This is a genomic window from Roseovarius sp. (genome assembly GCF_965228755.1).
GTDB lineage: Bacteria > Pseudomonadota > Alphaproteobacteria > Rhodobacterales > Rhodobacteraceae > Roseovarius.
Map to the genome: position 1 here is coordinate 91,876 of NZ_CBDDIG010000013.1, position 24,783 is coordinate 116,658.

Below are 24,783 nucleotides of genomic sequence, written 5' to 3' on the forward strand. Positions count from 1 at the left end.
GACTTTCATATCGAGGAACGAAATCATGACCACTCAATCCCCCATCATCGCCAATGACCGCAGTTACGCCATGCCGGCGCGGTGTGCGATAGCGATCTGTCTTGACGGGTGCGAGCCTGCGTATCTGGAGGCGGCGATTGCGGACGGGCTGATGCCCAACCTGGAGCGGATGAAGCGGAGCGGGACGGACCGGCTGGCGCATTCGGTCACCCCGTCCTTCACCAACCCCAACAACCTGTCGATTGCCACGGGCCGTCCGCCGGCCGTGCACGGGATCTGCGGCAACTACCTGTACGATCCGGAGACCGGCGAGGAGGTGATGATGAACGACGTGCGCTTCCTGCGCGCGCCGACCGTGTTCAGCAGGTTCTACGAGGCCGGTGCGCGGGTTGCGGTGGTGACCGCGAAGGACAAGCTGCGCGCGCTGCTGGGGGCCGGGCTGAGGTTCGACGAGGATCGCGCGAAGTGCTTCTCGGCCGAGAAGTCCGACACCTCCACGCGGGAGGAGCACGGCCAGGAGGCGGCCAGCACGTGGCTGGGCATGGCGCAGCCGGAGGTCTATTCGGCGGAGCTGTCCGAGTTCGTCTTTGCCGCCGGCGTCAAACTGCTGCGGGAATGGAAGCCGGATGTCATGTACCTGACGACCACGGATTACGTGCAGCACAAGTATGCCCCCGACCAGGCCGAGGCAAAGGCGTTCTACGAGATGTTCGACCGCTACCTGGGCCAGCTTGACGAGCTTGGCGCGGCCATCGTCGTCACCGCCGACCACGGCATGAAGCCCAAGCACGATGCCGCCGGCGATCCGCAGGTGATCTACGTGCAGGACCTGCTGGACGCGTGGCTGGGCGAGGCCGCGGCGCGGGTGATCCTGCCGATCACCGACCCTTACGTGGTGCATCACGGCGCCCTGGGCGGGTTCGGCACCGCCTACCTGCCCGCGGGCGCGGACCGCGCGGAGATCATCGCGCGCCTGGCCGCGCGGCCGGAGCTTCTGGAGGTGATGGGCCGGGAGGAGGCGGTCGCGCGCTTCGAGCTGCCGGGCGACCGGATCGGCGACATCGTGATGATCTCGACCGAGAACATGACCATCGGCACCTCCGAGCACCGCCACGACCTGGCGGCGCTGAACGAGCCGCTGCGCAGCCATGGCGGCCTGACCGAGCAGGAGGTGCCCTTCATCTGCAACCGCGTCCTCGACCTGCCCTCGGCCCCGGCCCTGCGCAACTTCGACGCGTTCTTCTACGCGACGAAGGCGGCGGCGCTCGAGGAGGTGGGCGCATGAACAGGATGGCGGCGGTGGAGATCCGCAATGAGGGCATGCGCATCGGCGGCGAGGAAGTGTTCACCGAGGAGGTGATCGAGGTGCGGTACCCGTTTACCGACGAGGTGGTGGGGACGGTGCCGGCGGGCACGGCGGAGCACGCGCGCCGGGCCTTCGAGATCGCCGCCGGCTATACCCCGTCGCTGACCCGCTACGAGCGCAGCCAGATCCTGCAGCGGGCGGGCGTGCTGATCGGCGAGCGGCGCGAGTACCTGGCTAGGTGGCTGACGCTCGAGCTGGGCATCTGCCACCAGCACGCGATCTACGAGACCCGGCGTGCCCAGGACGTGTACCAGTTCGCCGCCGCCCAGGCGCTGCAGGATGACGGGGAGATCTTTTCCTGCGACCTGACCCACAACGGCAAGGCGCGCAAGATCTTCACCCGGCGCGAACCGGTGCGGGCGATCAGCGCGATCACCCCGTTCAACCACCCGCTGAACATGGTCAGCCACAAGATCGCCCCGTCGATCGCCACCAACAACTGCATGGTCTGCAAGCCGACCGAGCTGACGCCGCTGACGGCGATCGCGCTGGCCGATATCCTCTACGAGGCGGGGCTGCCGCCGGAGATGTTCCAGATCGTCACCGGCTGGCCCGGGGAGATCGGCGAGGAGATGATGGTGAACGAACACATCGACATCATCACCTTCACCGGGGGCGTGCCGGTGGGCAAGCTGATCGCGCGGACGGCGGGCTACAAGCGGCTGGCGCTGGAGCTGGGCGGCAATGACCCGCTGATCGTGTGCAACGATCTCGATGATGCCGACCTGGACAGGGCGGCCGGCATCGCCGTGGCCGGGGCGACCGGCAATTCGGGCCAGCGCTGCACGGCGGTCAAGCGCATCCTGGTGCAGGACAGCGTGGCCGACAGGTTCGTGCCGCTGGTGCTGGAACGGGCGAGGAAGATCAGGTTCGGAGACCCGCAGGACCCCGAGACGGAGCTGGGCTGCGTGATCCACGCGCAGGCGGCGGAGCTGTTCGAGAACCGGGTCCTGGCGGCCGGGAAGGCGGGGGCGCGCATCCTCTACCACCCCGAACGCCGCGGGGCGCTGTTGCCGCCCATCGTGGTGGATCACGTGCCCCATGACAGCGAACTGGTGATGGAAGAGACCTTCGGCCCGATCATCCCGATCGTGCGCGTGCCCGACGATGACGAGGCGGTCATGCGGATCTCGAACGCCACCGCCTTCGGCCTTTCCTCGGGCGTTTGCACCAACGACCTGACCCGCGCCATCGCCTATATCAACGGGCTCGACGTGGGCACCTGCAACATCTGGGAACAACCCGGCTACCGCATCGAGATGTCGCCCTTCGGCGGCATCAAGGACAGCGGAAACGGCGTCAAGGAAGGCGTCATCGAGGCCATGAAGTTCTTCACAAACGTCAAAACATACTCGCTTCCATGGCCGGAGTAGATACAATATTCTCCCCAGCTTGCAGGGCGCTCGTGCCCCGCGGCCTTCTCGGGGGTGACAAGAGGCGTAAATGGCCATCGTTTCGTTTCTGACGCAGCTTTTCGGCGCGACCTTCCTGCTGCTGTTCGCGGTGAGGATGGTGCGCACCGGTATCGAGCGCGCGTACGGCGCTTGGTTCCGGCGCCTGATGACGTCAGGAAACAGCCCCCTGTACCAGGCCCCGCTGGGCATCATGATGGCCATCGTCCTGCAAAGTTCCGCGGCGGTAACCGTACTGGTCGCCGGTTTCGCGGGCGGTGGCGTGGTGTCATTCGTTCCCGGCATCGCGATGGTGCTGGGCGGCGATCTCGGCTCGGCGCTGCTAATCCAGGTCCTGTCGCTGCGCCACGACTGGCTGTCACCGCTGTTGCTGGTGATCGGCGGCGTGCTGTTTCTCAAGACGGAGCGGCGCGCGCTGCGGCAGGCAGGGCGGATCGTGCTGGGGATTGCCCTGATCCTGATCTCGCTGGATCTGTTGCGCGATACGATGGAGCCGATCCGGGACAGCAACTTCCTGCCCGCCATCGCGTCCTATCTCGAGCGCGACTATGTCACGGCGTTTCTTGCCGGTGCCGTGCTGGCCTTCGTGATGCACTCTTCCGTCGCAACGATATTGATGTGCGTTGCGGTGGTGGGCATCGGCGCGCTGCCGATGTCGGTCGGCATATCGCTGGTGCTGGGGGCGAATCTCGGCTCTGCCCTGATCCCCGTCTGGCTGTGCCGGGATTATTCCGCGCAAGCGCGACGCATACCGGCGGCCAACCTGATCATTCGCGGCGCCGCGGCCGTGCTTGCCCTGTTCGTCGTGAATTCGGGGATTGCCGCCGATCTGGCGCGGAGCCTTGACGGCGCGCACGGCCTGATCCTGCTGCATATCGCCTTCAACGCGACATTGCTGGTGCTGATCCCGGTGTGCCATTTGCTGGAGAGACCGTTGGCCGCGCTCTTTCCGGAACCGGTCGACAGCAGCCTCGCACTCGAGAATCCACATTTTCGATCGGTCTTGAGCGACAAGGCCGATTTGCCGCCGGAACAGGCGCTTGCCTACCTGCGGCGCGAAGTCCTGAGGATGGCCGGTATCGTGGCGGAAATGCTGTCTCCCGTCATGGACATCTATGGCGAACCGGACCCGCAGAAGGTGAAATCCATCAACGAACAGGACGAGGTGGTGAACCGGGCGCTCGATGGCGTCCGCCGCTTTTTTTCGGCCCTGCCCGAGGTAGCCCTCAGCAAGAAGCAACACAAGGAACGGCGCGCCCTTGTCGACTATGGCATTGCCCTGGAGGCGGCGGGCGACATCATCGTCAAGCGGCTTCTGCCGCTTGCGGACGAGATGCACAAGGATCAGCTTCGGTTCAGCGAGGCCGGGCGCAACGAACTGCAGGATATCCACAGGCGCGTCATGGAAAATCTTTCCATCGCCACGAACGTGCTGGTCAGTGACGATGTGGTGAGCGCACGGACCCTTCTCGAGAACAAGGCAGAGATGGGCAAGGTGGAGCGCCGCAGCCGGAAAAACCACCTCAGACGTCTGGATCGGGGCGACGTGGAAAGCTTTGCCACAAGCGACAAGCATGTGGAGACGGCTTACCTGCTGAAGGAATTCAATTCCTGGATCACGACCGTCGCCCATCCGATCCTGATGCGCGAAGGGGAGCTGCTCGCGTCCAGATTGGTCAAGTCATGATCGGTAGGGCGGATTTGCCGGATTTCCGGGGGCTGCCGCGGCCGTTCCCGGCCTATTGCCACGGGAGGACCTGGAGGGATGGATACGGGCTTTGACAGGTTCGCCGTCATTGCCGACGTTCACGGAAACGTCGATGCCTTGCGGGCCGTACTGGAAGATATCCGGCATCAGGGAGTGGAGCAGATCCTGAACCTGGGGGACCACTTCAGCGGGCCGCTTGCGGCCGGTGCGACGGCCGATCTGATCCGTGGTCACGGGATGATCTCGATCAGGGGAAACCATGACCGGTGGCTGGCCGAAGTTCCGCCGGAGGAGCATAGTGAATCGGAGGCCCTGGCCTGGCCACAGCTTTCGCCATTCCATCGGCAATGGCTGCAAGACCTGCCCCCGGTGCGCAGGATCGGCGACCAGATCCTGATGTGCCATGGCACCCCTGAAAGCGATACCGAATACCTGCTGGAACGGGTGACGCCCGACGGGAAGGTGGTGCTGGATACCGCGGAGTCCATCGCCGCCAAGGCGGGAGAGTCCGACTGTTCGTTGATCCTGTGCGGCCACACGCATATCGCCAGGCGGGTTGATCTGCCGGACGGCCGGACGATCCTGAATCCCGGCAGTGTCGGTTGCCCCGGTTACCGGAGCACCGAACCCGTGGCGCACGTGGTCGAAACCGGTTCGCCGGTGGCGAGCTACGCCCTGGTCGAGCGATGTGGCTCCAACTGGATAACGGCAATTCGCGGCATCCCCTACGACGCCGCCAACATGATCGCGCTCGCACGTCAAAGCACACGTGCCGGCTGGGTGCCGTTCCTTTCGACAGGCAGGGGAGCGGGCGAAAATGCCGACACGGGACAGTCGGCAAGCTGACGGGATTCGCATCGCCGCATGGAGCGGCGCGGTCGTGAACCTGGTCGGAGAATGCCGGCCGCATCCGATTCGTATCCGGTTTGACGGTGATAAACGCGACGCCGGGCGCACCGCGTCGGAATTGCCGTTCCGTGTTCCGGTTCGCGTGATCGGGATGCATAGGCAAAACTAATCATATCATCGACATTAGCAATTTTCCAGATGACACGCGCTGCTCTAAACAGGCCTCATAGGATGGTCGCACAAGGAGCCTGTGATGGTCGACGCTGCACTGAAAATCCCGCCGCCGAGAATGGGTGAACCCTATCTCCTGACGCCTGGACCCTTGACGACGTCCTATGCCGTCAAGGAAGCCATGCTGCGCGACTGGGGCAGCTGGGACGATGACTTCCGCGCGATGACACGCAAGATGCGCCAGCAATTGCTGGCCATGGTCGGACCAGGCCGCGAAGACTACGACTGCGTGCCGATCCAGGGCTCGGGATCCTTCTGTGTCGAAGCGATGCTGGGATCCTTCGTGCCGAAGGACGGCAAGGTTCTGGTGCTGGCCAACGGCGCTTACGGCCTGCGCGCGGCCAGGACGATGGAGTATCTTGGCAGGGCGTTTCGCTTGCTCGACAAGGGTGACTATCTGCCGCCGCGCGGTTACGAAGTGGCCCAGATCCTGGCGGACGATCCGGCGATCACGCATGTACTGATCATCCACTGCGAAACCAGCTCCGGCATTCTCAACCCGGTCGAGGAGATCGCGGAGGCGGCGCATGCGGCCGGAAAGAAAGTGCTGATCGACAGCATGTCGGCCTTTGGCGCGATCCCGCTCGAAGCGGCGCAGCTGCGGTACACCGCCATGGTGTCGTCGGCCAACAAATGCATCGAGGGTGTGCCGGGTTTCGGGTTCGTTCTTGCCCGCAAGGACGAGCTGGCCAGGGCCAAGGGCAACAGCCATTCCCTGTCGCTGGACGTTCATGCGCAGTGGGAGGCGATGGAGAAAACCGGCCAGTGGCGGTTCACTCCGCCGACCCATGTGGTCGCGGCCTTTCTTGCTGCACTGGATGCGCATGAAGCAGAGGGCGGGGTTGCAGGGCGCGGTGCGCGCTACACCCGCAATCGCGACGTCATGGTCGCCGGCATGCGTGAGCTGGGGTTCGAGACCCTGCTGGCCGACCGCTGGCTCAGCCCGATCATCGTGACGTTCTTTTGCCCCGCGGATCCGGCGTTCGAGTTCGACAGGTTCTATCGCGGAATGAAGGAACGGGGGCTCATCATATACCCCGGCAAGCTGACCGTCGTGGACAGTTTCCGCGTGGGGTGCATCGGGCAGATGGACGAGCATGTGATGCGGCGCGTTGTCGAGGCGGCGCGGGACACACTCACGGATATGGGCGTTGCCTCGGCGGCTCCGCCGCAGGCGGCGCTGGAAGAGCGCAAGATACTCGCCGCATAGATTGCAAGGAAGAACAAATGCCAATGACCAAAACCATCATCGCCAATGACCGCAGTTACGCCATGGCGGCGCGGTGTGCGATAGCGATCTGTCTTGACGGGTGCGAGCCTGCGTATCTGGAGGCGGCGATTGCGGACGGGCTGATGCCCAACCTGGAGCGGATGAAGCGGAGCGGGACGGACCGGCTGGCGCATTCGGTCATCCCGTCCTTCACCAACCCCAACAACCTGTCGATTGCCACGGGCCGTCCGCCGGCCGTGCACGGGATCTGCGGCAACTACCTGTACGATCCGGAGACCGGCGAGGAGGTGATGATGAACGACGTGCGCTTCCTGCGCGCGCCGACCGTGTTCAGCAGGTTCTACGAGGCCGGTGCGCGGGTTGCGGTGGTGACCGCGAAGGACAAGCTGCGCGCGCTGCTGGGGGCCGGGCTGAGGTTCGACGAGGATCGCGCGAAGTGCTTCTCGGCCGAGAAGTCCGACACGTCCACGCGGGAGGAGCACGGCCAGGACGCGGCCAGCACATGGCTGGGCATGGCCCAGCCGGAGGTCTATTCGGCGGAGCTGTCCGAGTTCGTCTTTGCCGCCGGCGTCAAGCTGCTGCGGGAATGGAAGCCGGATGTCATGTACCTGACGACCACGGATTACGTGCAGCACAAGTATGCCCCCGACCAGGCCGAGGCAAAGGCGTTCTACGAGATGTTCGACCGCTACCTGGGCCAGCTTGACGAGCTTGGCGCGGCCATCGTCGTCACCGCCGATCACGGCATGAAGCCCAAGCACGATGCCGCCGGCGATCCGCAGGTGATCTACGTGCAGGACCTGCTGGACGCGTGGCTGGGCGGGGCCGCGGCGCGGGTGATCCTGCCGATCACCGACCCTTACGTGGTGCATCACGGCGCCCTGGGCGGGTTCGGCACCGCCTACCTGCCCGCGGGCGCGGACCGCGCGGAGATCATCGCGCGCCTGGCCGCGCGGCCGGAGCTTCTGGAGGTGATGGGCCGGGAGGAGGCGGTCGCGCGCTTCGAGCTGCCGGGCGACCGGATCGGCGACATCGTGATGATCTCGACCGAGAACATGACCATCGGCACCTCCGAGCACCGCCACGACCTGGCGGCGCTGAACGAGCCGCTGCGCAGCCATGGCGGCCTGACCGAGCAGGAGGTGCCCTTCATCTGCAACCGCGTCCTCGACCTGCCCTCGGCCCCGGCCCTGCGCAACTTCGACGCGTTCTTCTACGCGACGAAGGCGGCGGCGCTCGAGGAGGTGGGCGCATGAACAGGATGGCGGCGATGGAGATCCGCAACGAGGGCATGCGCATCGGCGGCGAGGAAGTGTTCACCGAGGAGGTGATCGAGGTGCGGTACCCCTTCACCGACGAGGTGGTGGGGACGGTGCCCGCGGGCACGGCGGAGCACGCGCGCCGGGCCTTCGAGATCGCCGCCGGCTATACCCCGTCGCTGACCCGCTACGAGCGCAGCCAGATCCTGCAGCGGGCGGGCGTGCTGATCGGCGAGCGGCGCGAGTACCTGGCCAAATGGCTGACGCTCGAGCTGGGCATCTGCCATCAGCACGCGATCTACGAGACCAGGCGCGCCCAGGACGTGTACCAGTTCGCCGCCGCCCAGGCGCTGCAGGATGACGGGGAGATCTTTTCCTGCGACCTGACCCACAACGGCAAGGCGCGCAAGATCTTCACCCGGCGCGAACCGGTGCGGGCGATCAGCGCGATCACCCCGTTCAACCACCCGCTGAACATGGTCAGCCACAAGATCGCCCCGTCGATCGCCACCAACAACTGCATGGTCTGCAAGCCGACCGAGCTGACGCCGCTGACGGCGATCGCGCTGGCCGATATCCTCTACGAGGCGGGGCTGCCGCCGGAGATGTTCCAGATCGTCACCGGCTGGCCCGGGGAGATCGGCGAGGAGATGATGGTGAACGAACACATCGACATCATCACCTTCACCGGGGGCGTGCCGGTGGGCAAGCTGATCGCGCGGACGGCGGGCTACAAGCGGCTGGCGCTGGAGCTGGGCGGCAATGACCCGCTGATCGTGTGCAACGATCTCGATGATGCCGACCTGGACAGGGCGGCCGGCATCGCCGTGGCCGGGGCGACCGGCAATTCGGGCCAGCGCTGCACGGCGGTCAAGCGCATCCTGGTGCAGGACAGCGTGGCCGACAGGTTCGTGCCGCTGGTGCTGGAACGGGCGAGGAAGATCAGGTTCGGAGACCCGCAGGACCCCGAGACGGAGCTGGGCTGCGTGATCCACGCGCAGGCGGCGGAGCTGTTCGAGAACCGGGTCCTGGCGGCCGGGAAGGCGGGGGCGCGCATCCTCTACCACCCCGAACGCCGCGGGGCGCTGCTGCCGCCCATCGTGGTGGATCACGTGCCGCATGACAGCGAACTGGTGATGGAAGAGACGTTCGGCCCGATCATCCCGATCGTGCGCGTGCCCGACGATGACGAGGCGGTCATGCGGATCTCGAACGCCACCGCCTTCGGCCTTTCCTCGGGCGTTTGCACCAACGACCTGACCCGCGCCATCGCCTATATCAACGGGCTCGACGTGGGCACCTGCAACATCTGGGAACAACCCGGCTACCGCATCGAGATGTCGCCCTTCGGCGGCATCAAGGACAGCGGAAACGGCGTCAAGGAAGGCGTCATCGAGGCCATGAAGTTCTTCACAAACGTCAAAACATACTCTCTTCCATGGCCTGAATGACCGCTTTCCTTCCTCTCACAGGCCGGGCCGGCAGGCCCGGCATTTTTCATGAAGGGCCCCGGATGGCGCTTATCGTATACTGGGATCGCGCGGATAGCTCGCCGGTCCGCCGGCCACGCCCTTCTGGGCCAGCCGATCCCGCGGCAGATCATCGCGGCAAGCGGGAACCGGTCGGACCAGGGCGATCTTCTGGAGAGTTTGGCAATTGACCCCTGAAGTATTCCTGATCGTCCTGTTCGCAGCCTTTCTTCACGCGCTCTGGAACGCGATCGTGAAAGGAGCCGGCGACCGGACGGTTGTTCTGGGGCTTGTCGCCCTGGGGCATGTTGCGCCGGGCATTGCACTGATGGTGACGAACCCGATGCCGTCACTGGCGGCCTTGCCCTACATCATTGCCTCGACCGTAATCCACTGGGGGTATTACGTGCTGCTCAACGTGGCCTACCGCACCGGTGATCTCAGTGTCGTCTACCCCATCGCACGCGGCCTTTCGCCCATTCTCATTGCGCTCGGCGCCCTGTTCTGGGTGGGCGAAGAGCTTCCGTTGGCCGCCTGGATGGGGGTTGTCGGCGTGTCATTCGGGATATTGCTGTTGGCCGGGGGGGCGTTCACCTCGGGCGTCGGGCGCGGCGGGCTGGTCGCCGCGGTTGGTGTCGCGGTCATCATCGCAAGCTATTCGATCGTCGACGGGATCGGGGTGCGCGTTTCCGGCAGCCCGCTGGGCTATATCGGATGGCTATTCGTGGCCGAGATCTTCGTGGTGATCTTCGTCTTTCTGACGTGCTGGACCAGGGTAAAGGCAATGTCGAGGCGCGCCTTGAGCGTCGGGTTGTTCGGCGGCGTCGTGTCGGCCGCGGCCTATGGCCTTGTCCTGTTCGCCAAGACGATTGCGCCTCTCGGCATCGTCTCGGCCTTGCGCGAAACATCGGTCATATTCGCGGCGTTGATAGGCGTGTTGTGGTTTTCCGAGGGGCCGCGGCGGAACCGGATGATTGCCGCCGGCATCGTCGCTGCCGGCATCGTCGCCATTGCCGGGGTGAAGACCTGACCCATGATCATCGTCTCGTTCATCGTCGAGCTGATGGGGGCAACCATGTTGTTGCTCTTTGCGGTGCGCATGGTGAGGACCGGTATCGAGCGGGCGTTCGGCCCCTCGTTCAAACGCGTGGTCACCGAAAGCCGCAACCGCGTCAGTGCGTCGGTCACCGGTCTGGTCCTGGCAATCATCCTGCAAAGTTCCGCGGCGGTGGCCGTGCTCGTCGCCGGGTTTTCCGCAACAGGCGCCGTTTCCTTTGGCGTGGGGTTGTCCGTGGTGCTGGGGGCCGATCTCGGCTCGGCCCTCCTGATCCAGATTTTCTCTTTCAACCTGACGTGGCTTGTTCCCGTTCTGCTGGCCATCGGCGGTGGGTTGTTCGTAAAGTCCGAGCGGCGCAAGCCAAGGCAGGCGGGGCGAATCTTCCTTGGGATCGCCTTTATCCTGATCTCGCTGCGGTTTCTGCGCGAAACGATGGAGCCGATCCGCGACAGTTCCTTTCTGCCGGTCATCGCCGATTACCTGGCCTCGGATTACCTGACGGCCTTCATCGTGGGCGGCCTGCTGGCTTTCCTGATGCATTCCAGCGTTGCGGTCATCCTGATGTGTGTAACCCTGGTGTCTGTCGGGGCAATCCCGGTGATTGCCGGTGTGTCCCTGGTGCTTGGAGCCAACCTGGGCAGTGCGATCATTCCGGTCTGGCTTAGCCGTGGCATGCAAAACGGCGCGCGCCGTGTGCCGATGGCCAACCTGGCCGTGCGTGGCACCGGCGCGCTGGCGGCTGTCTATGTCATCAACCAGTTCGGCCTGTTGCCCTATCTCGGCGTCACGACCTCGGCCCAGACCCTGATCAACGTGCACATCCTGTTCAACCTGGTCCTGCTTGTCACGCTGGTCATGGCCAATCGGCTGGAAGCGCCGTTCCTGCGGATGCTGCCAGACGATCTGGCCAGTGTCGAAGAGCAGTCGCCGATCTACCGGTCGACCCTCGACGATACCATGCTGAACAACCCGCAACTCGGCCTGGCAAACCTCAAACGCGAAGTGCTGCGCATGGTCCAGCTGGTGGAGACCATGATGGCGCCGGTCATGGAGCTATACAGTGGCTTCGACCCGGAGCGCGCCCGGATGGTGTTGGTGCAGGATAGCTTCGTGAACGCCGCCCTGGATGACGTGCGCCGCTATGCGGCAGCCTTGCAGAACACGACATTGTCGGAAGAGGACACCCGGCGGGTTCACGAAATAACCGAATATGCCATTGCCGTGGAGGCGGCGGGGGACATCGTCGTGAAACGACTGGTGCCTCTCGCCAAGGAGAAGTTCAAGAAGGACATTCGTTTCTCGGATAGTGGCAAGGGCGAGATCAACGTCATGCATGAAAAAGCGTTGGCGAACATGATGTTGGCGTCGAATCTCGTGGTGTCCGATGATCTTGAGAGCGCAAGGCTGCTGCTTGAAGAAAAGCAGGAGATGACGCTTCTGGAGCGAAAGAGCCGCAAGCGCCATCTCAAACGGCTGAGCGACGGCGTGCAGATCAGTTTTGATTCAAGCGACATACACCTCGAAACGGTAGGCGCCTTGCGCGACTTCAACAGCCACCTAGCCGCCGTCGCCTACCCGATCCTGCATAGGGGCGGGCAGTTGCTTGAGACGCGACTGATCGACCAGGATTTCGACGATCTGGACGTTCGCCAGCGCTAGGGTGGCAGGCTCAGACCCCGGAAAACTGCGGTGGGCGATGATTGCCCGGGCCCCGAAAGCGCCGGTGCGGGCGGATGATCAGATCATGTGTCGTGTGATCTCATATAAGCCCATCCTATTCGTGCAAAGGAATTATCAATTTGGATTACTTCTTATATCTGCGAAAATGGCGTCACATCGGGAATACAAGAACAATAATCCTGAGAACCAAGAGGGAGATGACAATATGAACTTCGTTAAAAAGGTCCTTGCCAGTGTCGCAGTGATGGCGCTTGGCACTGGCGGTGCATTGGCTGAAACCGAACTTACCGTCTACACTGCGATCGAGGCTGAAGATCTGGCGCGCTACGCGGAGACGTTCAACGCGGTGCATCCGGATATCAAGATTAACTGGGTGCGCGATTCCACCGGCGTGGTTACTGCCAAGCTTCTGGCAGAGCGCGATAACCCGCAAGCCGACGTGATTTGGGGCCTCGCCGCGACGTCGCTTCTGCTTCTCAAGTCCGAAGGGATGCTCGAGCCCTATGCGCCCGTCGGTGTCGAAAAGCTGGACCCGAAGTTCGTTGACCAGGGCGATGTGCCGTCCTGGGTCGGGATGGATGCCTGGGTGGCCGCCATTTGCTACAACACCGTGGAAGCGGAAAAGCTGGGGCTGACCCCTCCAACGTCATGGCAGGACCTGACCGACCCGCAATACAAGGGCCATGTGATCATGCCGAACCCCGCGTCCTCGGGCACGGGATTCCTGGACGTTTCGAGCTGGCTGCAGATTTTCGGCGAAAGTGAAGGCTGGGCCTATATGGACGCGCTGCACGAGAATATCGCGCGCTATACCCACTCCGGCTCTGCGCCGTGCAAGCTTGCGGCATCGGGTGAAACCACGATTGGTATTTCCTTCGCGTTCCGTGGGGCGAAATCCAAGGCCGAAGGCGCACCGATCGAGATCATCGTTCCCTCTGAAGGGGTGGGCTGGGACATGGAAGCCACGGCGATTGTCGCTGGCACGGATGCGCCGGAGGCCGCACGAAAGCTGCTCGACTTCACGATCACCAAGGAAGCCAACGAGATGTACAACGTAGGCTACGCTGTCGTTGCCTACCCGGGGGTTGCCAAGCCGGTCGAGCACTTCCCCGAAGGGCTGCTGGAGGCCATGATCGAGAACGACTTCGAGTTCGCCGCCAACAATCGCGCGGCGATCCTTGAGGAATGGCAAAGCCGTTACGACGGCAAATCGGACGCCAACTAACGTTCGGATCGACGGAGAAGCGTGGAAGACCGCGCTTCTCCCCCTTCATTTCCCCACCTACCTGGCCTGCACTCATGAACACGTTCAACGACGCGAACCTGTCACACGGGGCCAAAAGGATCTCGCCCGTGACAAGCACCGCAAGCTCCCCCTACCTGGAAATCGAAAACCTGTGGAAGGCCTTCGGCAAGTTCGTCGCGCTCAAGGATGTGACGCTGCATATCAATGAAGGCGAGCTGGTGTGTTTCCTGGGGCCGTCCGGTTGCGGCAAGACAACCCTGCTCAGGGCGATCGCGGGGCTGGACCTGCAGTCACAGGGGTGCGTCAGGCAGGGGGGCAGGGATGTGTCCAACCTTCCGCCCTCCCAGCGGGATTTCGGAATTGTCTTTCAGTCCTACGCGCTGTTTCCAAACCTGACGATCGAGAAGAACATCGCTTTCGGGCTGGAGAACACCAACCGAAGCAAGGCCCAGATCACCGCGCGCGTGGATGAGCTTCTGTCGCTCGTCGGGCTTGCGGATCAGCGAAAGAAATACCCGGCGCAGCTGTCGGGTGGGCAGCAGCAGCGCATTGCCCTGGCGCGCGCCATCGCGACCAATCCCGGCCTGTTGCTGCTGGACGAACCACTTTCGGCGCTGGATGCAAAAGTGCGCGTTCACCTTCGGCACGAGATCAAGGAGCTTCAGCGCCAACTGGGCGTGACAACCGTCATGGTGACCCATGATCAGGAAGAGGCCCTGGCGATGGCCGACCGGATTGTTGTCATGAACAACGGCGTGATCGAACAGGTCGGAACCCCGACCGAGATCTATTGCGAGCCCGAGACGCTTTTCGTTGCAGATTTCATTGGAGAGATGAACAAGATTCCCGCCACGGCAGGAGAAAGCGGCGCGGTGGTGTTCGGTGGCGCCGAGATGAGCGCGCTGGCCCATGATTTTGCGCCGGGGGAGGAGATTATCGCCGCGATCCGTCCCGAAGACATGATCCCCCATGCCGTCAACCGCAACAACCACGACCCGGAAGACGTGATCGAAACCGAGCGCAACGCGCTGCGCGTGGTCGTGAGGGAGATGGAGTTCCTGGGCTCGTTCTGGCGGTGCCGTTTGCAGAACGATCGCTTTGGTGCGGACGATCTGTTTGCGGATTTTTCGATCAACGCAGTGCGTCGCCTCGGATTGAAGGCCGGTGGGTCCATGATTGTCGAATTGCCGAAAGGCCGCCTCATGGCGTTTGCGCGTCCGGGCCCGGCAAAATGACCGATACCACGCAGATCGCGATGCCATCGGGCTCTGTCGTGCGTGGCAAGCTGTCACGCGACGATATCATCATGCGCGGCAGCATGATCGTCATCGGCCTCTACCTTCTGGTTACGATGGTATTGCCGCTGTACGCGATGCTGTCGAAATCCTTTACCACCTACACGTTCGACCTTTCCGCCTACGAAGTGCAAGTCAGCGATGAAAGCGGCAGCAGTTTTTCAGAGCCGGTCACCTTTGCGGAGCTGAATGAAAAGCTGGATGTGGTCACGGTTTCGGACCAGGTTACGGGAACCGACGGGCGGCTGTCGGCGACGCAGTTCTTCCCCGATTTCAGCTTTCGCAGCCCGGTCAGGTACCGGATCAGAAACCTGAGCGAAGAGGGGCGTTACCTTGTCGGGTCGACGCTGGAGACTTCGACGGAATGGCGCGAGCTGGATAGCAATACTTTCAGACGGGTTCAGCTGAGGCCGGTCGAATCCTACGGTATCGGAAACTTTGCCACCTATTTCAGATCGCCCGCGCTTTCGAACTCGATCAAGAATTCGGTGATGATCGCCACGGTCAGCACCATCATCACCGTGACGCTGGCTTTCTGGTTTGCCTATGCATTGAACCGATCCTGCATGCGGTTCAAGGGCGTGTTCCGTCTGATCGCGATGGCACCCATTCTTGTGCCTTCGCTTTTGCCGGGAATCGCGTTGGTCTATCTGTTCGGCAATCAGGGTATCCTGAAGGAACTGATGTTCGGGACCAGTATCTATGGCCCGACCGGGATCGTCATCGGTTCGGTTTTCTTCACTTTCCCGCACGCTTTCCTGATCATCTCGACGGCGCTTGCCATCTCTGACGCGCGGCTGTTCGAGGCTGCCATATCCCTGCGGGCCTCGCCCTGGCGTACCTTCTGGACCGTCACCATTCCCGGCGCGCGTTACGGTCTGGTCTCTGCCGCCTTCGTTGTCTTCAACCTTGTCATCACCGATTTCGGTTTGCCGAAGGTCATCGGTGGACAGTTCAACGTTCTGGCGGTCGATATCTACAAGCAGGTTATCGGGCAGCAGAACTTCGAGATGGGGGCCGTGGTCTCCGTTGTGCTGGTCCTGCCTGCCATCGTGGCCTTTGCCATCGACCGTATTGTGCAAAGCAAACAGGTTGCCCTGATCTCGGCGCGGTCGGTGCCCTATCAGCCACTGCCAAACCGGAAGACCGATTGGCTCATGTTCGCCTATTCATGCATGATCGCGGTGTTCATCATCGGGATCCTGGGCATCTGCCAGTTGGCGGCGCTGGTGAAGTTCTGGCCCTATGACATGAGCCTCAGCCTGAAAAACTATCAGTTCGACCTGATGGATGGCGGCGGCTGGGGGGCATATTACAACTCGATCAAGCTGGGCCTGCTGACGGCGGTGATCGGGACGGTGGTGATCTTCTTCGGAGCGTACCTGGTAGAAAAGTCGAACGGGTTCAGAACCGGTCGTACGATCTTCCAGATGTTCGCGATGCTGCCGATGGCCATTCCGGGGATGGTCCTGGGGCTTGCCTATATCTTCTTTTTCAACAATCCGGCAAACCCGCTGAACTTTCTCTACGGGACGATGGCAATCCTCGTGATCTGCACGGTGACACACTTTTACACGGTGTCCCACCTGACGGCGACCACCGCGCTGCAACAGATGGACCGCGAGTTTGAATCTGTGTCGGCCTCCCTGAAGCAGCCCACGCTCAAGCTTTTTGGCAGGGTCACGGTGCCCGTGTGCCTGCCCGCAATCCTGGACATTTCGATCTACCTGTTTGTCAATGCGATGACGACCGTTTCAGCGGTGGTTTTCCTGTATTCGCCCACGACATCGCTGGCCTCGGTCGCGGTGCTGAACATGGATGACGCAGGCGATATCGCGCCGGCGGCGGCGATGGGGATGATGATCTTCTACACGAATGCCGGCGCGCGGATCTTCCACCTGATTGCATCGCACGGCATTCTCCGGCGCACGCAAGCCTGGCGCAGAAGGTGAGCAGACGGATCGTCGGTGCATCACCCGCTCCTTCGCGTTGAAAAAACTTTCGGGTCAGCCAAGGATTGACCATTCGCGCGCGTCCAACAAACGTGATGCGCATGGAAACAAGTGACGAAAGCCTTGCAAGGGCCGCGGCGGGAGGGGACAGGCACGCCTTCACCCTGCTGTTGGAGCGGCATTACGACAGGGTTTTCCGCCTGGCCTTCCGACTGACCGGCGCCGCGGCCGAGGCCGAGGACCTGACGCAGGATGTCTGCGCGGCGCTGCCCTCGCGCTTGCAGGGGTTTCGCGGCGAGGCACGGTTCGGCACCTGGCTGTGGCGGGTGGTAGTCAACGCCGCCCATGACCGGCGGCGCAAGGCCGCGACACGGGCGCGCCACGCCGAGGGCTGGGGCGACTGGGAAGTGAACCGGCGCGCCGTGCAGGACGAGGTGGCGGAGGCCGTCGACTGGCTGACACAGGCGATGCGGGCGCTGCCGGAAGAGCTGCGCGACACGCTGGCGCTGGTGCTGGACGATCTCAGCCATGACGAGGCGGCCGAGGTTCTGGGCGTGGCGCCCGGCACGGTGAGCTGGCGCATCTCGGAGGCGAAGAAGCGGTTGCGCGCGCAGCGCGAGAAAGAGGATCAGGCATGACCGACGACCTCGATGATCTGAAACAGGCGATGCAGGCCGCCACCCCCGCGCCGGAAGCGGGCCGGAAGGCTGCGAACTTCACCATTGCGCAGGAAAATTTCGACCGGCTCCAAGAAAGCCGGGCGGGGGTGCGTCTTACCTCTGATCGCCCTGGGAGGGGCTGGTTCAGAGGAGTAGCAAGAATGATAACGACAACCCTTTCTTCGCGCGGGATGATGTCGGCGACCACCGCCCTGGTGGCGCTGGGCCTCGTCGTGGTGGTGCCCGACTGGCAGGCCGGGCGTGACATGTTGCGCCCGGAGCCGATGGTGCAGAAGACCGTGGCGACAGAGGAAGACCGGGCGCGGAAGTCGCAAGAGACCGTGGGCGGGCTGGCCGAAATGGAAGCCGCCGAGTCGCTGGACGCCGACGACATGGCGGGCGCCGCCCCGCCCAGCCCGGCGCCCAGGATGCAGGCCGCGCCGACCGAGGCGTTGCGCGGCTTTGCCACCGAGACGCTGAACAACACCGCGCCGGCCGGAGAGCGGGACGCGCTGATCCGGCCCGAGAACAATACGGAAGCGTATGCCCATGCCGATCCCAACACGCTGAAAGTGACGGCGGAGGAGCCGGTTTCGACCTTCTCGATCGATGTCGACACGGCCTCCTATGCCGTGGTGCGTTCCTCGCTGATCGGGGGCGTGATGCCGCCGCACGAGGCGGTGCGGATCGAGGAGATGATCAACTATTTCCCCTATGACTACGCCGCACCGGCCGAGGGCGAGGCGCCGTTCCGGTCGACCGTGAGCGTGACCGACACGCCGTGGAACCCGGATACGCAGCTTGTGCATATCGGTATCCAGGGAGAGTTGCCGGCGGTCGAGGACCGGCCGCCGCTGAACCTTGTCTTCCTGATCGATACGTCGGGGTCGATGGAGCACCCCGACAAGCTGCCGCTGCTGAAGCAGTCGCTGGCACTGATGCTGTCGAAGTTGTCGGCGCAGGACCAGGTGTCGATCGTGACCTATGCCGGCAGTGCGGGGCAGGTGCTTGAGCCCACGTCCGCCGCCGAGCGGGATACCATCCTCGGTGCGCTCGACAACCTGAGCGCCGGGGGCAACACCGCCGGGCAGGAGGGGCTGCAGCAGGCCTATGCCGTGGCCGAGGGCATGACCGAGGAGGGCGAGGTGAGCCGCGTGATCCTGGCCACCGATGGCGATTTCAACGTCGGGATCAGCGACCCGGAGGAGCTGGAGCGCTATATCGCCGGCAAGCGTGAGAGCGGCACCTACCTGTCGGTACTGGGCTTCGGGCGCGGCAATCTGGACGATGCGGTGATGCAGTCGCTGGCGCAGTACGGGAACGGGCAGGCGGCCTATATCGACACGCTGTCGGAGGCGCAGAAGGTTCTGGTGGACCAGTTCACCGGGGCGCTTTATCCGATTGCCGATGACGTGAAGATACAGGTGGAGTTCAACCCCGGTGTCGTCGCCGAGTACCGCCTGATCGGGTACGAGACGCGGGCGCTGAACCGGGACGATTTCAACAACGACGCGGTCGATGCCGGCGATATCGGCGCGGGCCATTCGGTGACGGCGATCTACGAGGTGACGCTGGTCGACTCCGAGGGGCGGCTGACCGATCCGCTGCGCTATGGCGCGGTGGAGACGCAAAGCACGAGCGAGGAGCTGGGCTATCTCAAGCTGCGCTACAAGGCGCCGGGCGAGGAGACGAGCCAGTTGATCGAGACGCCGATCGTGGCGGGGGGCGAGACCACCGACGACATGCGCTTTGCCGCCGCGATTGCCGGGTTCGGGCAGATCCTTCAAGACAGCCCCTACCTGAACGGCTGGAGCTATGACGACGCCATCGCGCTGGCCAACTCCGCCAAGGGCGAGGACGCCTATGGCTATCGCGCCGAGGCCGTGCGGCTGATGCGGCTGGCGCAGAGCCTCGACCGGAACTGAGACAAGGGCCATATCGAGCAGCTATCTGGCCCTCTTGGCAAGGCGGTATAGCTCCGCCGTCTTGCCACCCCCGCGCGCGCCACTGTCCCGGCGCGCGCGGTTTCTTGCGAATAAACCGTGGAACGGCCTTCGTCTTCAGGGGTTCAAGGCCTAGGTGGTAATTATGGAAACGATCCCTGTTGGAGATGTCACATGGTGCGATTTGCCCTGTCCCTTTTTCTTGCGCTGGTGCTGAGCCTGCCGGCGAGCGCGCAGGAGGGCGGCCGGACGATCTCCGGCCAGTTGAATTACCTGCAAAGGATCGCCCTGCCCGAAGGGGCGGAGGTGTTTGTCGAGGTGAAAGGCGCGCTCGATACGACGCTGGGCGAAAGCCGGTTCATGACGGATGGAAAACAGGTGCCGATGCCCTTCGAGGTGGAGGTGCCGGCCGGGCTGAGCGGGACGCTGACCGCGACGGTGCGGGTCGATGGCGACCCGATGTGGCTGGCCCAGGGGATCCGCATTGGCGCGGGGTCCGAGGATATCGACCTGGGTGACGTGAGGCTGCGGCAGTATACGCCGCTGGCCTTCACCTCGTATTTCTCCTGTGGCGAGACGAGCGTGGAGTTCGGGCTGGTCGACGATACCCCCACCCTTCGGGTCGGCGGGCAGGATTACGCGATGGAGGAGGCGCCGGCCGAGGAAGGATCACGCTACGTGGCACAGGCGGATCCGGAGGTGACCTTCTGGTCGCACGGCACCGAGGCGACCCTGACGCTGGGATCGGAGCCGGAGCCAGGCTGCGCCAAGGTCGAGCATACCCCCGAGCCCTATACCGCCGTCGGCAACGAGCCCGGCTGGTACGTGACCATCGGCGAGGGCGAGGCCGAGCTCGTGGCAGATTACGGCGATCTTCAGCTGACCACCCCGAGGCCCGAGGTGGAGGTCGAGACCGGCGCCTATGTCCTCAACATGCCCGATATCGACGCCCGGCTGCGGCTGGAGGAGGAGATCTGTCACGACGACGCCACCGGCATGCCCTATCCCCATCGCGCTGCGCTGGCGCTGGGCGGGCAGGAGATGCGCGGCTGTGGCGGCGATGCCGCGAGCCTGCTGACCGGGGCGGAATGGCAGATCGAGGATGTGGGCGAAATGGGCATCATCGACAACTCGAACATCACAATCAGTTTCGACGCCGATGGCCGGGTCTCGGGTCGCACCGGGTGCAACCGGTTCTCGGGCGTCTACATGCTGGATGGCGAGGGGCTGGGCTTTGGCCAGATGGCGGCGACGATGATGGGCTGCCCCGAGGCGATGATGACGCAGGAACAGCGGGTGCTGGACGCGCTGCAGCACGTGGTGCGGTTCGACATCGACGAGACCGGCGCGCTGCTATTGATCGGGCCGGCGGGCGAGACGCTGCTGACGGCGCGGCGGCCGGCATGAAAAACCCGGCCGGGATGACCGGCCGGGCAAATATCTGACGATCGTTGGCCGGGCGAAGCGCCCGGCCGGATCCCTTAGTTGACGGTTTCCGCGTCGACCACGTCTTTCCGGACCGAGTCGCCGCTGGCGATGGCGATGCGGCGGGGTTTCAGTGCCTCGGGCACTTCGCGGACAAGGTCGATATGCAGCATGCCGTCGGCATGGGACGCGCCGGTGACGCGCACGTGATCGGCAAGCTGGAACTTGCGCTCGAACGCGCGGGTCGCGATGCCGCGATGCAGGAAGCTGCGCTGGCTGTCATCCTCGGCCTTGCGGGCCGACACGACGAGCGCGCCGTCCTTGACCTCGACCATCAGGTCGTCGGCGGCAAAGCCGGCCACGGCGATCGAGATGCGATAGGCATCATCGGCGGTCTTCTCGATGTTGTAGGGGGGGTAGGTCGGCTGATTGATGTCGGCGGCAAGTACGCGGTCCATCATGTCGGCGATCTGGTCAAACCCGACGGTTGCACGGTAAAGCGGTGCAAGATCGAAGTTACGCATGGGTCATCCTCCTTTGAGCGATCCCTTATGTGAATGCCTTCCCATCGGGACAGGCAGTGATATCACCGGCCCGCTTGGCGGCGCCGGTGCCGTTTATCTGGGAAAGTCTTCGGAGGATTTCAAGAGCCGCCGGGCTTGGCGAACTTCGCCCCGGTGTCGCGGCGCTCGCCCAGGGTCGACATCTGCGGCGCGCCGGGCTGGAAGAACCCCTCTCCGGCGTCCAGCGCGCTTTTCAGGTCGTGCAGGGGCTGGGTCAGCTGGGTGCCGAGCGAGACCTTGCGCCCCTCGACCTGCGCCATGGCCGAGACCACGGAGACCACCCGGGGCTGGCCCGAGGTGAAGCTGAAGATCGGCGCGCCCGAGGCGCCGAAATCGACGTCGCAGGACATGATCAGCACGCCCTGCTGGCGGGCGACCACGTCGCAGATTTCCTGCAGCGACGGCGCCTCCGACCGGTCGCGGGCATAGGAGACGATGCCGATCTCCTGCCCCTTGTGCGGGCGCTCGTCGGTCAGGAAGGGCACGACCTGGGTGTTCTGGATGGGGTGGAACAGCTCGAGCAGGGCCACGTCGTTGCGCACCCGGTCGGCCGAGACGGCATCCTCGAAGACGTAATCGGGGTGCGGCACCGCCCGGCGGATCTTGCGGTAGGCCGAGGCGCGGCCGTTGCGCCAGCCGGCGAGGAAATCGATACGGGCGTGGTCGACGCGGGCGCCGGTGGTCTTGTCGTAGAGGCAATGCGCCGCCGTCAGCACGAGATCGGGGGCGATCAGCGCCCCGGTGCAGAAGCCGCGCCCGTCGATGTCGAGCCTGCCGACCGCCTCCCACCCACGGCCGTCATCGCCGGTGTCGAGCCGTTTGAGGCGGGTATCGGCCAGCACCGTGCCAGCCGTCAGAACCAGTAGGATAAGCGCCGCGACAGGTCTGAACATTGCCCCTCCGATTGCTCTTGTTTCGGAGGTGGCTAGCAATCCAATTGGGCCAAATTAGGGCGTCCCGCGCAGGATCGGAACGGGTGTGTCGGCGTTGTCCAGGGCGGGCGGTTTCGGCCCGCCGGTGGCCCAGTCGAGCAGTTCGACGGTATGCACCACGGGCACCTCCGTGCCGCTGCCGATCTGCATCATGCAGCCGATATTGCCGGCGGCGATGATGTCGGGTTTCTTCGCTTCCAGTGCGCGCACCTTGCGGTCTTTGAGCTGCTTGGAAATGGCCGGCTGCATCAGGTTGTAGGTGCCCGCGCTGCCGCAGCAGAGATGGCTGTCGGCGGGTTCCGACACGGTGAAACCGGCGCGTTTGAGCAGGTCTTTCGGATAGGTCTTGATCTTCTGCCCGTGCTGCAGGGAACAGGCGGCGTGGTAGGCCACGTTGATGCCTCTGTCCGTCCCCTCCGGCAGATCGAGCGTCATCAGCAGTTCCGAGACGTCCATCGCGATGCCCGACACCCTGGCGGCGTCCTCGGCCAGGGCCTCCTGCCGGAACATGTGGCCGTAATCCTTGACCGTGGTCCCGCAGCCGGAGGTGTTGATGACGATGGCGTCGAGCCCGTCGCCATCCATCTCCGCCGCCCAGGCGCGAATGTTCTTCGCAGCGGTGGCGTGGCTCTCCTTCGTCTTGCCCATGTGATGGGTCAGCGCCCCGCAACAGCCCGCACCTTCCGCCACTACAACGTCGCAGCCCAGCCGCGTGAGCAGGCGGATGGTCGCGTCGTTGATATCGGTATTGAGCGCCTTCTGCGCACAGCCCGTCATCAGCGCCACGCGCTTGCGGCGCTCGCCTTTCGCGGCAAAGGTCTGGGGGTCGTCATTTCGGCTGACGGGCGGGATGCGCTTCGGCGCCATCTCCAGCATTGCCTTGAGCCGTGCATCGGGCATCAGCCGCGCGAAGGGCCGCCCGATCTTGGCGCCCAGCAGCGCAAGGCGGAAGCGCGTCGGGTAGGGCAGGATCTGTGCCAGCGTCCAGCGCAGCATCCGCTCGTAGAAGGGGCGCTGGTAGCGCTCCTCGATATATTCCCGCGCGTGGTCGACGAGGTGCATGTAATGCACGCCCGAGGGGCAGGTCGTCATGCAGGCGAGGCAGGATAGGCACCGGTCGATATGCTTGACGGTCTTCTCGTCCGGCGTCCGGTCGTTCTCGAGCATGTCCTTGATCAGGTAGATGCGCCCGCGCGGGCTGTCGAGCTCGTCGCCGAGAACCTGGTAGGTGGGGCAGGTGGCGGTGCAGAAACCGCAATGGACACAGGCGCGCAGGATCTGGTTCGAGCGGGCGGTGGCCGGGTCCTGAAGCTGGGTCTCGGTGAATTCGGTCTTCATTCGGCTGCCTCGCGTGCCTGGGCCATGAGGCCGGGGTTGAGCAGGCCCTTCGGGTCGAACCGCTTGCGCAGGCCCTCCTGCAGGGCGGCGACGGGGGGCGCAAGCGGCTGGAACACGCCGCTGCGCCGCGTGCCGCGGATCAGGGTGGCGTGGCCGCCGGTTTTGGCGATGGCGGTGCGGATGTCCTGGCCGGCGGTGCCCTTGGGGACGCACAGCCAAATCAGCCCGCCGCCCCAGTCATAGAGCGCCTCGGCGCCGTCGATGCGGGCCACGAGGCCCGGCGCATCGGTGGGTTTGACCGAGAGGCGCCATATGTCGCCGTCCTTGCCATGGAAGGGCTGAACATCGCGGATCGCGCGCCATGTGGCTTTGGTGCTGTCGGGGTCGGTGTCGATGGTGAACTCGCCGAACGCGGCCAGCGCTTTCCGGAGCTCTCCCGCGCGATAGGCGACCGAGGCCTCTGTGCCTTCGATCCGGATCAGCGTAAGCGGCGCGCCCTCTGGCCCGGACTGCATATGCGCGGCGCCGGTCACCTCGTAGGGCGACCCCAGCGCGCGGCAAAGCGCCGCGATGGCGGTCTCGTCATCCAGCCCCTCGCAGGTCAGCGAACCTGTCACCTGTGTCTTCGGCAGCACCTTCAGCGCCACCTCGGTCAGGATGCCCAGCGTGCCGTAGCTGCCTGCCAACAGCTTGACGAGGTCATAGCCGGTGACGTTCTTCATCACCCGTCCGCCATTGCGGATCACCTCGCCCCGCCCGTCGACGAAGCGCACGCCCAGCAGGAAATCCCGCGCCGCGCCGCACTGGATACGCCGGGGGCCCGAGACGTTGGCGGCGAAGACACCGCCGATGGTGGGCTCGCCCTCGGTGCCCAGCAGCCCGCGATGGTCCATCGGCTCGAAGGCCAGCCGCTGGCCTTCCTCCGCCAGTGCCGCCTCGACCTCGGCCAGCGGCGTGCCCGCCTTGGCCACCAGCGTTAGCGCGCCCGGCTCGTAGAGGTCGATGCCCGACAGCCCCGCGGTGGTCAGCGGCGCCCCGTTCACCGGCACCCCGATCGGCCGCGTGCCGCCGCCGCGAATGCGCAGCGGCTCGGTCGTGTCACGCACGATCCTGGCCAGTTCGGCCTCGGTCTCGGGTCTCAAATCTTTCATTGTTCCAAAAGTACTCC

At 64.3% G+C, this 24,783-nt stretch carries 19 protein-coding genes; 15 read left to right on the forward strand and 4 right to left on the reverse strand.

The window, feature by feature from the left end; genetic code table 11:
- Positions 1-25 precede the first annotated feature (25 nt).
- The 15 genes from phnA (ACO07J_RS18745) to ACO07J_RS18815 all read left to right on the forward strand — a co-directional run bounded on the left by phnA (ACO07J_RS18745) (position 26) and on the right by ACO07J_RS18815 (position 20,764).
- On the forward strand, positions 26-1,285 hold the full coding sequence (gene phnA, locus ACO07J_RS18745) for a phosphonoacetate hydrolase (protein WP_422031780.1): 1,260 nt from the start codon (positions 26-28) through the stop codon (positions 1,283-1,285).
- Positions 1,282-2,739, forward strand: a complete 1,458-nt coding sequence (gene phnY / locus ACO07J_RS18750) for a phosphonoacetaldehyde dehydrogenase (RefSeq protein ID WP_422031781.1) — start codon at positions 1,282-1,284, stop codon at positions 2,737-2,739. Before phnA (ACO07J_RS18745) ends, phnY (ACO07J_RS18750) begins: the two co-directional genes overlap by 4 nt.
- A 70-nt stretch (positions 2,740-2,809) precedes the next feature.
- Positions 2,810-4,465, forward strand: coding sequence for a Na/Pi cotransporter family protein (locus ACO07J_RS18755; protein ID WP_422031783.1), 1,656 nt, complete (start codon positions 2,810-2,812; stop codon positions 4,463-4,465).
- A 78-nt stretch (positions 4,466-4,543) separates the two neighbouring features.
- Positions 4,544-5,332 (forward strand): metallophosphoesterase family protein, encoded by a 789-nt coding sequence (locus ACO07J_RS18760; RefSeq protein WP_422031785.1) that lies wholly within the window; start codon positions 4,544-4,546, stop codon positions 5,330-5,332.
- A gap of 256 nt (positions 5,333-5,588) precedes the next feature.
- Positions 5,589-6,776, forward strand: a complete 1,188-nt coding sequence (locus tag ACO07J_RS18765) for a 2-aminoethylphosphonate--pyruvate transaminase (protein ID WP_422031787.1) — start codon at positions 5,589-5,591, stop codon at positions 6,774-6,776.
- Positions 6,777-6,793: 17 nt separating this feature from the next.
- Positions 6,794-8,053, forward strand: a complete 1,260-nt coding sequence (gene phnA, locus ACO07J_RS18770) for a phosphonoacetate hydrolase (RefSeq protein WP_422031789.1) — start codon at positions 6,794-6,796, stop codon at positions 8,051-8,053.
- A complete protein-coding gene (gene phnY, locus ACO07J_RS18775; RefSeq protein ID WP_422031791.1) occupies positions 8,050-9,507 on the forward strand; it encodes a phosphonoacetaldehyde dehydrogenase in 1,458 nt (485 codons plus the stop codon). The genes phnA (ACO07J_RS18770) and phnY (ACO07J_RS18775) overlap by 4 nt, the downstream gene beginning before the upstream one ends.
- Positions 9,508-9,712: 205 nt before the next feature.
- A complete protein-coding gene (locus ACO07J_RS18780) occupies positions 9,713-10,555 on the forward strand; it encodes an EamA family transporter (RefSeq protein ID WP_422031793.1) in 843 nt (280 codons plus the stop codon).
- Positions 10,556-10,558: 3 nt separating this feature from the next.
- A complete protein-coding gene (locus ACO07J_RS18785) occupies positions 10,559-12,241 on the forward strand; it encodes a Na/Pi cotransporter family protein (protein WP_422031795.1) in 1,683 nt (560 codons plus the stop codon).
- Between the two features lie 226 nt (positions 12,242-12,467).
- The gene (locus ACO07J_RS18790) at positions 12,468-13,487 is read left to right on the forward strand and encodes a putative 2-aminoethylphosphonate ABC transporter substrate-binding protein (RefSeq protein ID WP_422031797.1); all 1,020 of its coding nucleotides are present in this window, start codon (positions 12,468-12,470) and stop codon (positions 13,485-13,487) included.
- 74 nt (positions 13,488-13,561) lie between these two features.
- Positions 13,562-14,743, forward strand: a complete 1,182-nt coding sequence (locus ACO07J_RS18795) for a putative 2-aminoethylphosphonate ABC transporter ATP-binding protein (RefSeq protein ID WP_422031799.1) — start codon at positions 13,562-13,564, stop codon at positions 14,741-14,743.
- Complete coding sequence (locus ACO07J_RS18800) at positions 14,740-16,755, forward strand: putative 2-aminoethylphosphonate ABC transporter permease subunit (RefSeq protein ID WP_422031801.1); 2,016 nt, start codon at positions 14,740-14,742, stop codon at positions 16,753-16,755. Before ACO07J_RS18795 ends, ACO07J_RS18800 begins: the two co-directional genes overlap by 4 nt.
- 101 nt (positions 16,756-16,856) lie before the next feature.
- On the forward strand, positions 16,857-17,393 hold the full coding sequence (locus ACO07J_RS18805; RefSeq protein WP_422031802.1) for an RNA polymerase sigma factor: 537 nt from the start codon (positions 16,857-16,859) through the stop codon (positions 17,391-17,393).
- A complete protein-coding gene (locus ACO07J_RS18810) occupies positions 17,390-19,339 on the forward strand; it encodes a vWA domain-containing protein (protein ID WP_422031804.1) in 1,950 nt (649 codons plus the stop codon). Before ACO07J_RS18805 ends, ACO07J_RS18810 begins: the two co-directional genes overlap by 4 nt.
- Before the next feature lie 192 nt (positions 19,340-19,531).
- Positions 19,532-20,764, forward strand: coding sequence for an META domain-containing protein (locus tag ACO07J_RS18815; protein ID WP_422031806.1), 1,233 nt, complete (start codon positions 19,532-19,534; stop codon positions 20,762-20,764).
- A 74-nt stretch (positions 20,765-20,838) separates the two neighbouring features.
- On the opposite strand, the gene ACO07J_RS18820 is transcribed toward ACO07J_RS18815, so the two are convergent.
- The 4 genes from ACO07J_RS18820 to glcE all read right to left on the reverse strand — a co-directional run bounded on the left by ACO07J_RS18820 (position 20,839) and on the right by glcE (position 24,757).
- A complete protein-coding gene (locus tag ACO07J_RS18820; RefSeq protein ID WP_350132652.1) occupies positions 20,839-21,306 on the reverse strand; it encodes an Hsp20 family protein in 468 nt (155 codons plus the stop codon).
- Positions 21,307-21,425: 119 nt separating this feature from the next.
- The gene (locus tag ACO07J_RS18825; RefSeq protein WP_422031809.1) at positions 21,426-22,238 is read right to left on the reverse strand and encodes a trypsin-like serine peptidase; all 813 of its coding nucleotides are present in this window, start codon (positions 22,236-22,238) and stop codon (positions 21,426-21,428) included.
- A 54-nt stretch (positions 22,239-22,292) separates the two neighbouring features.
- Complete coding sequence (gene glcF, locus ACO07J_RS18830) at positions 22,293-23,615, reverse strand: glycolate oxidase subunit GlcF (RefSeq protein WP_422031811.1); 1,323 nt, start codon at positions 23,613-23,615, stop codon at positions 22,293-22,295.
- Positions 23,612-24,757: a glycolate oxidase subunit GlcE gene (gene glcE, locus ACO07J_RS18835; RefSeq protein WP_422033444.1), complete on the reverse strand. Its 1,146-nt coding sequence runs from the start codon at positions 24,755-24,757 to the stop codon at positions 23,612-23,614. Before glcE ends, glcF begins: the two co-directional genes overlap by 4 nt.
- Positions 24,758-24,783 lie beyond the last annotated feature (26 nt).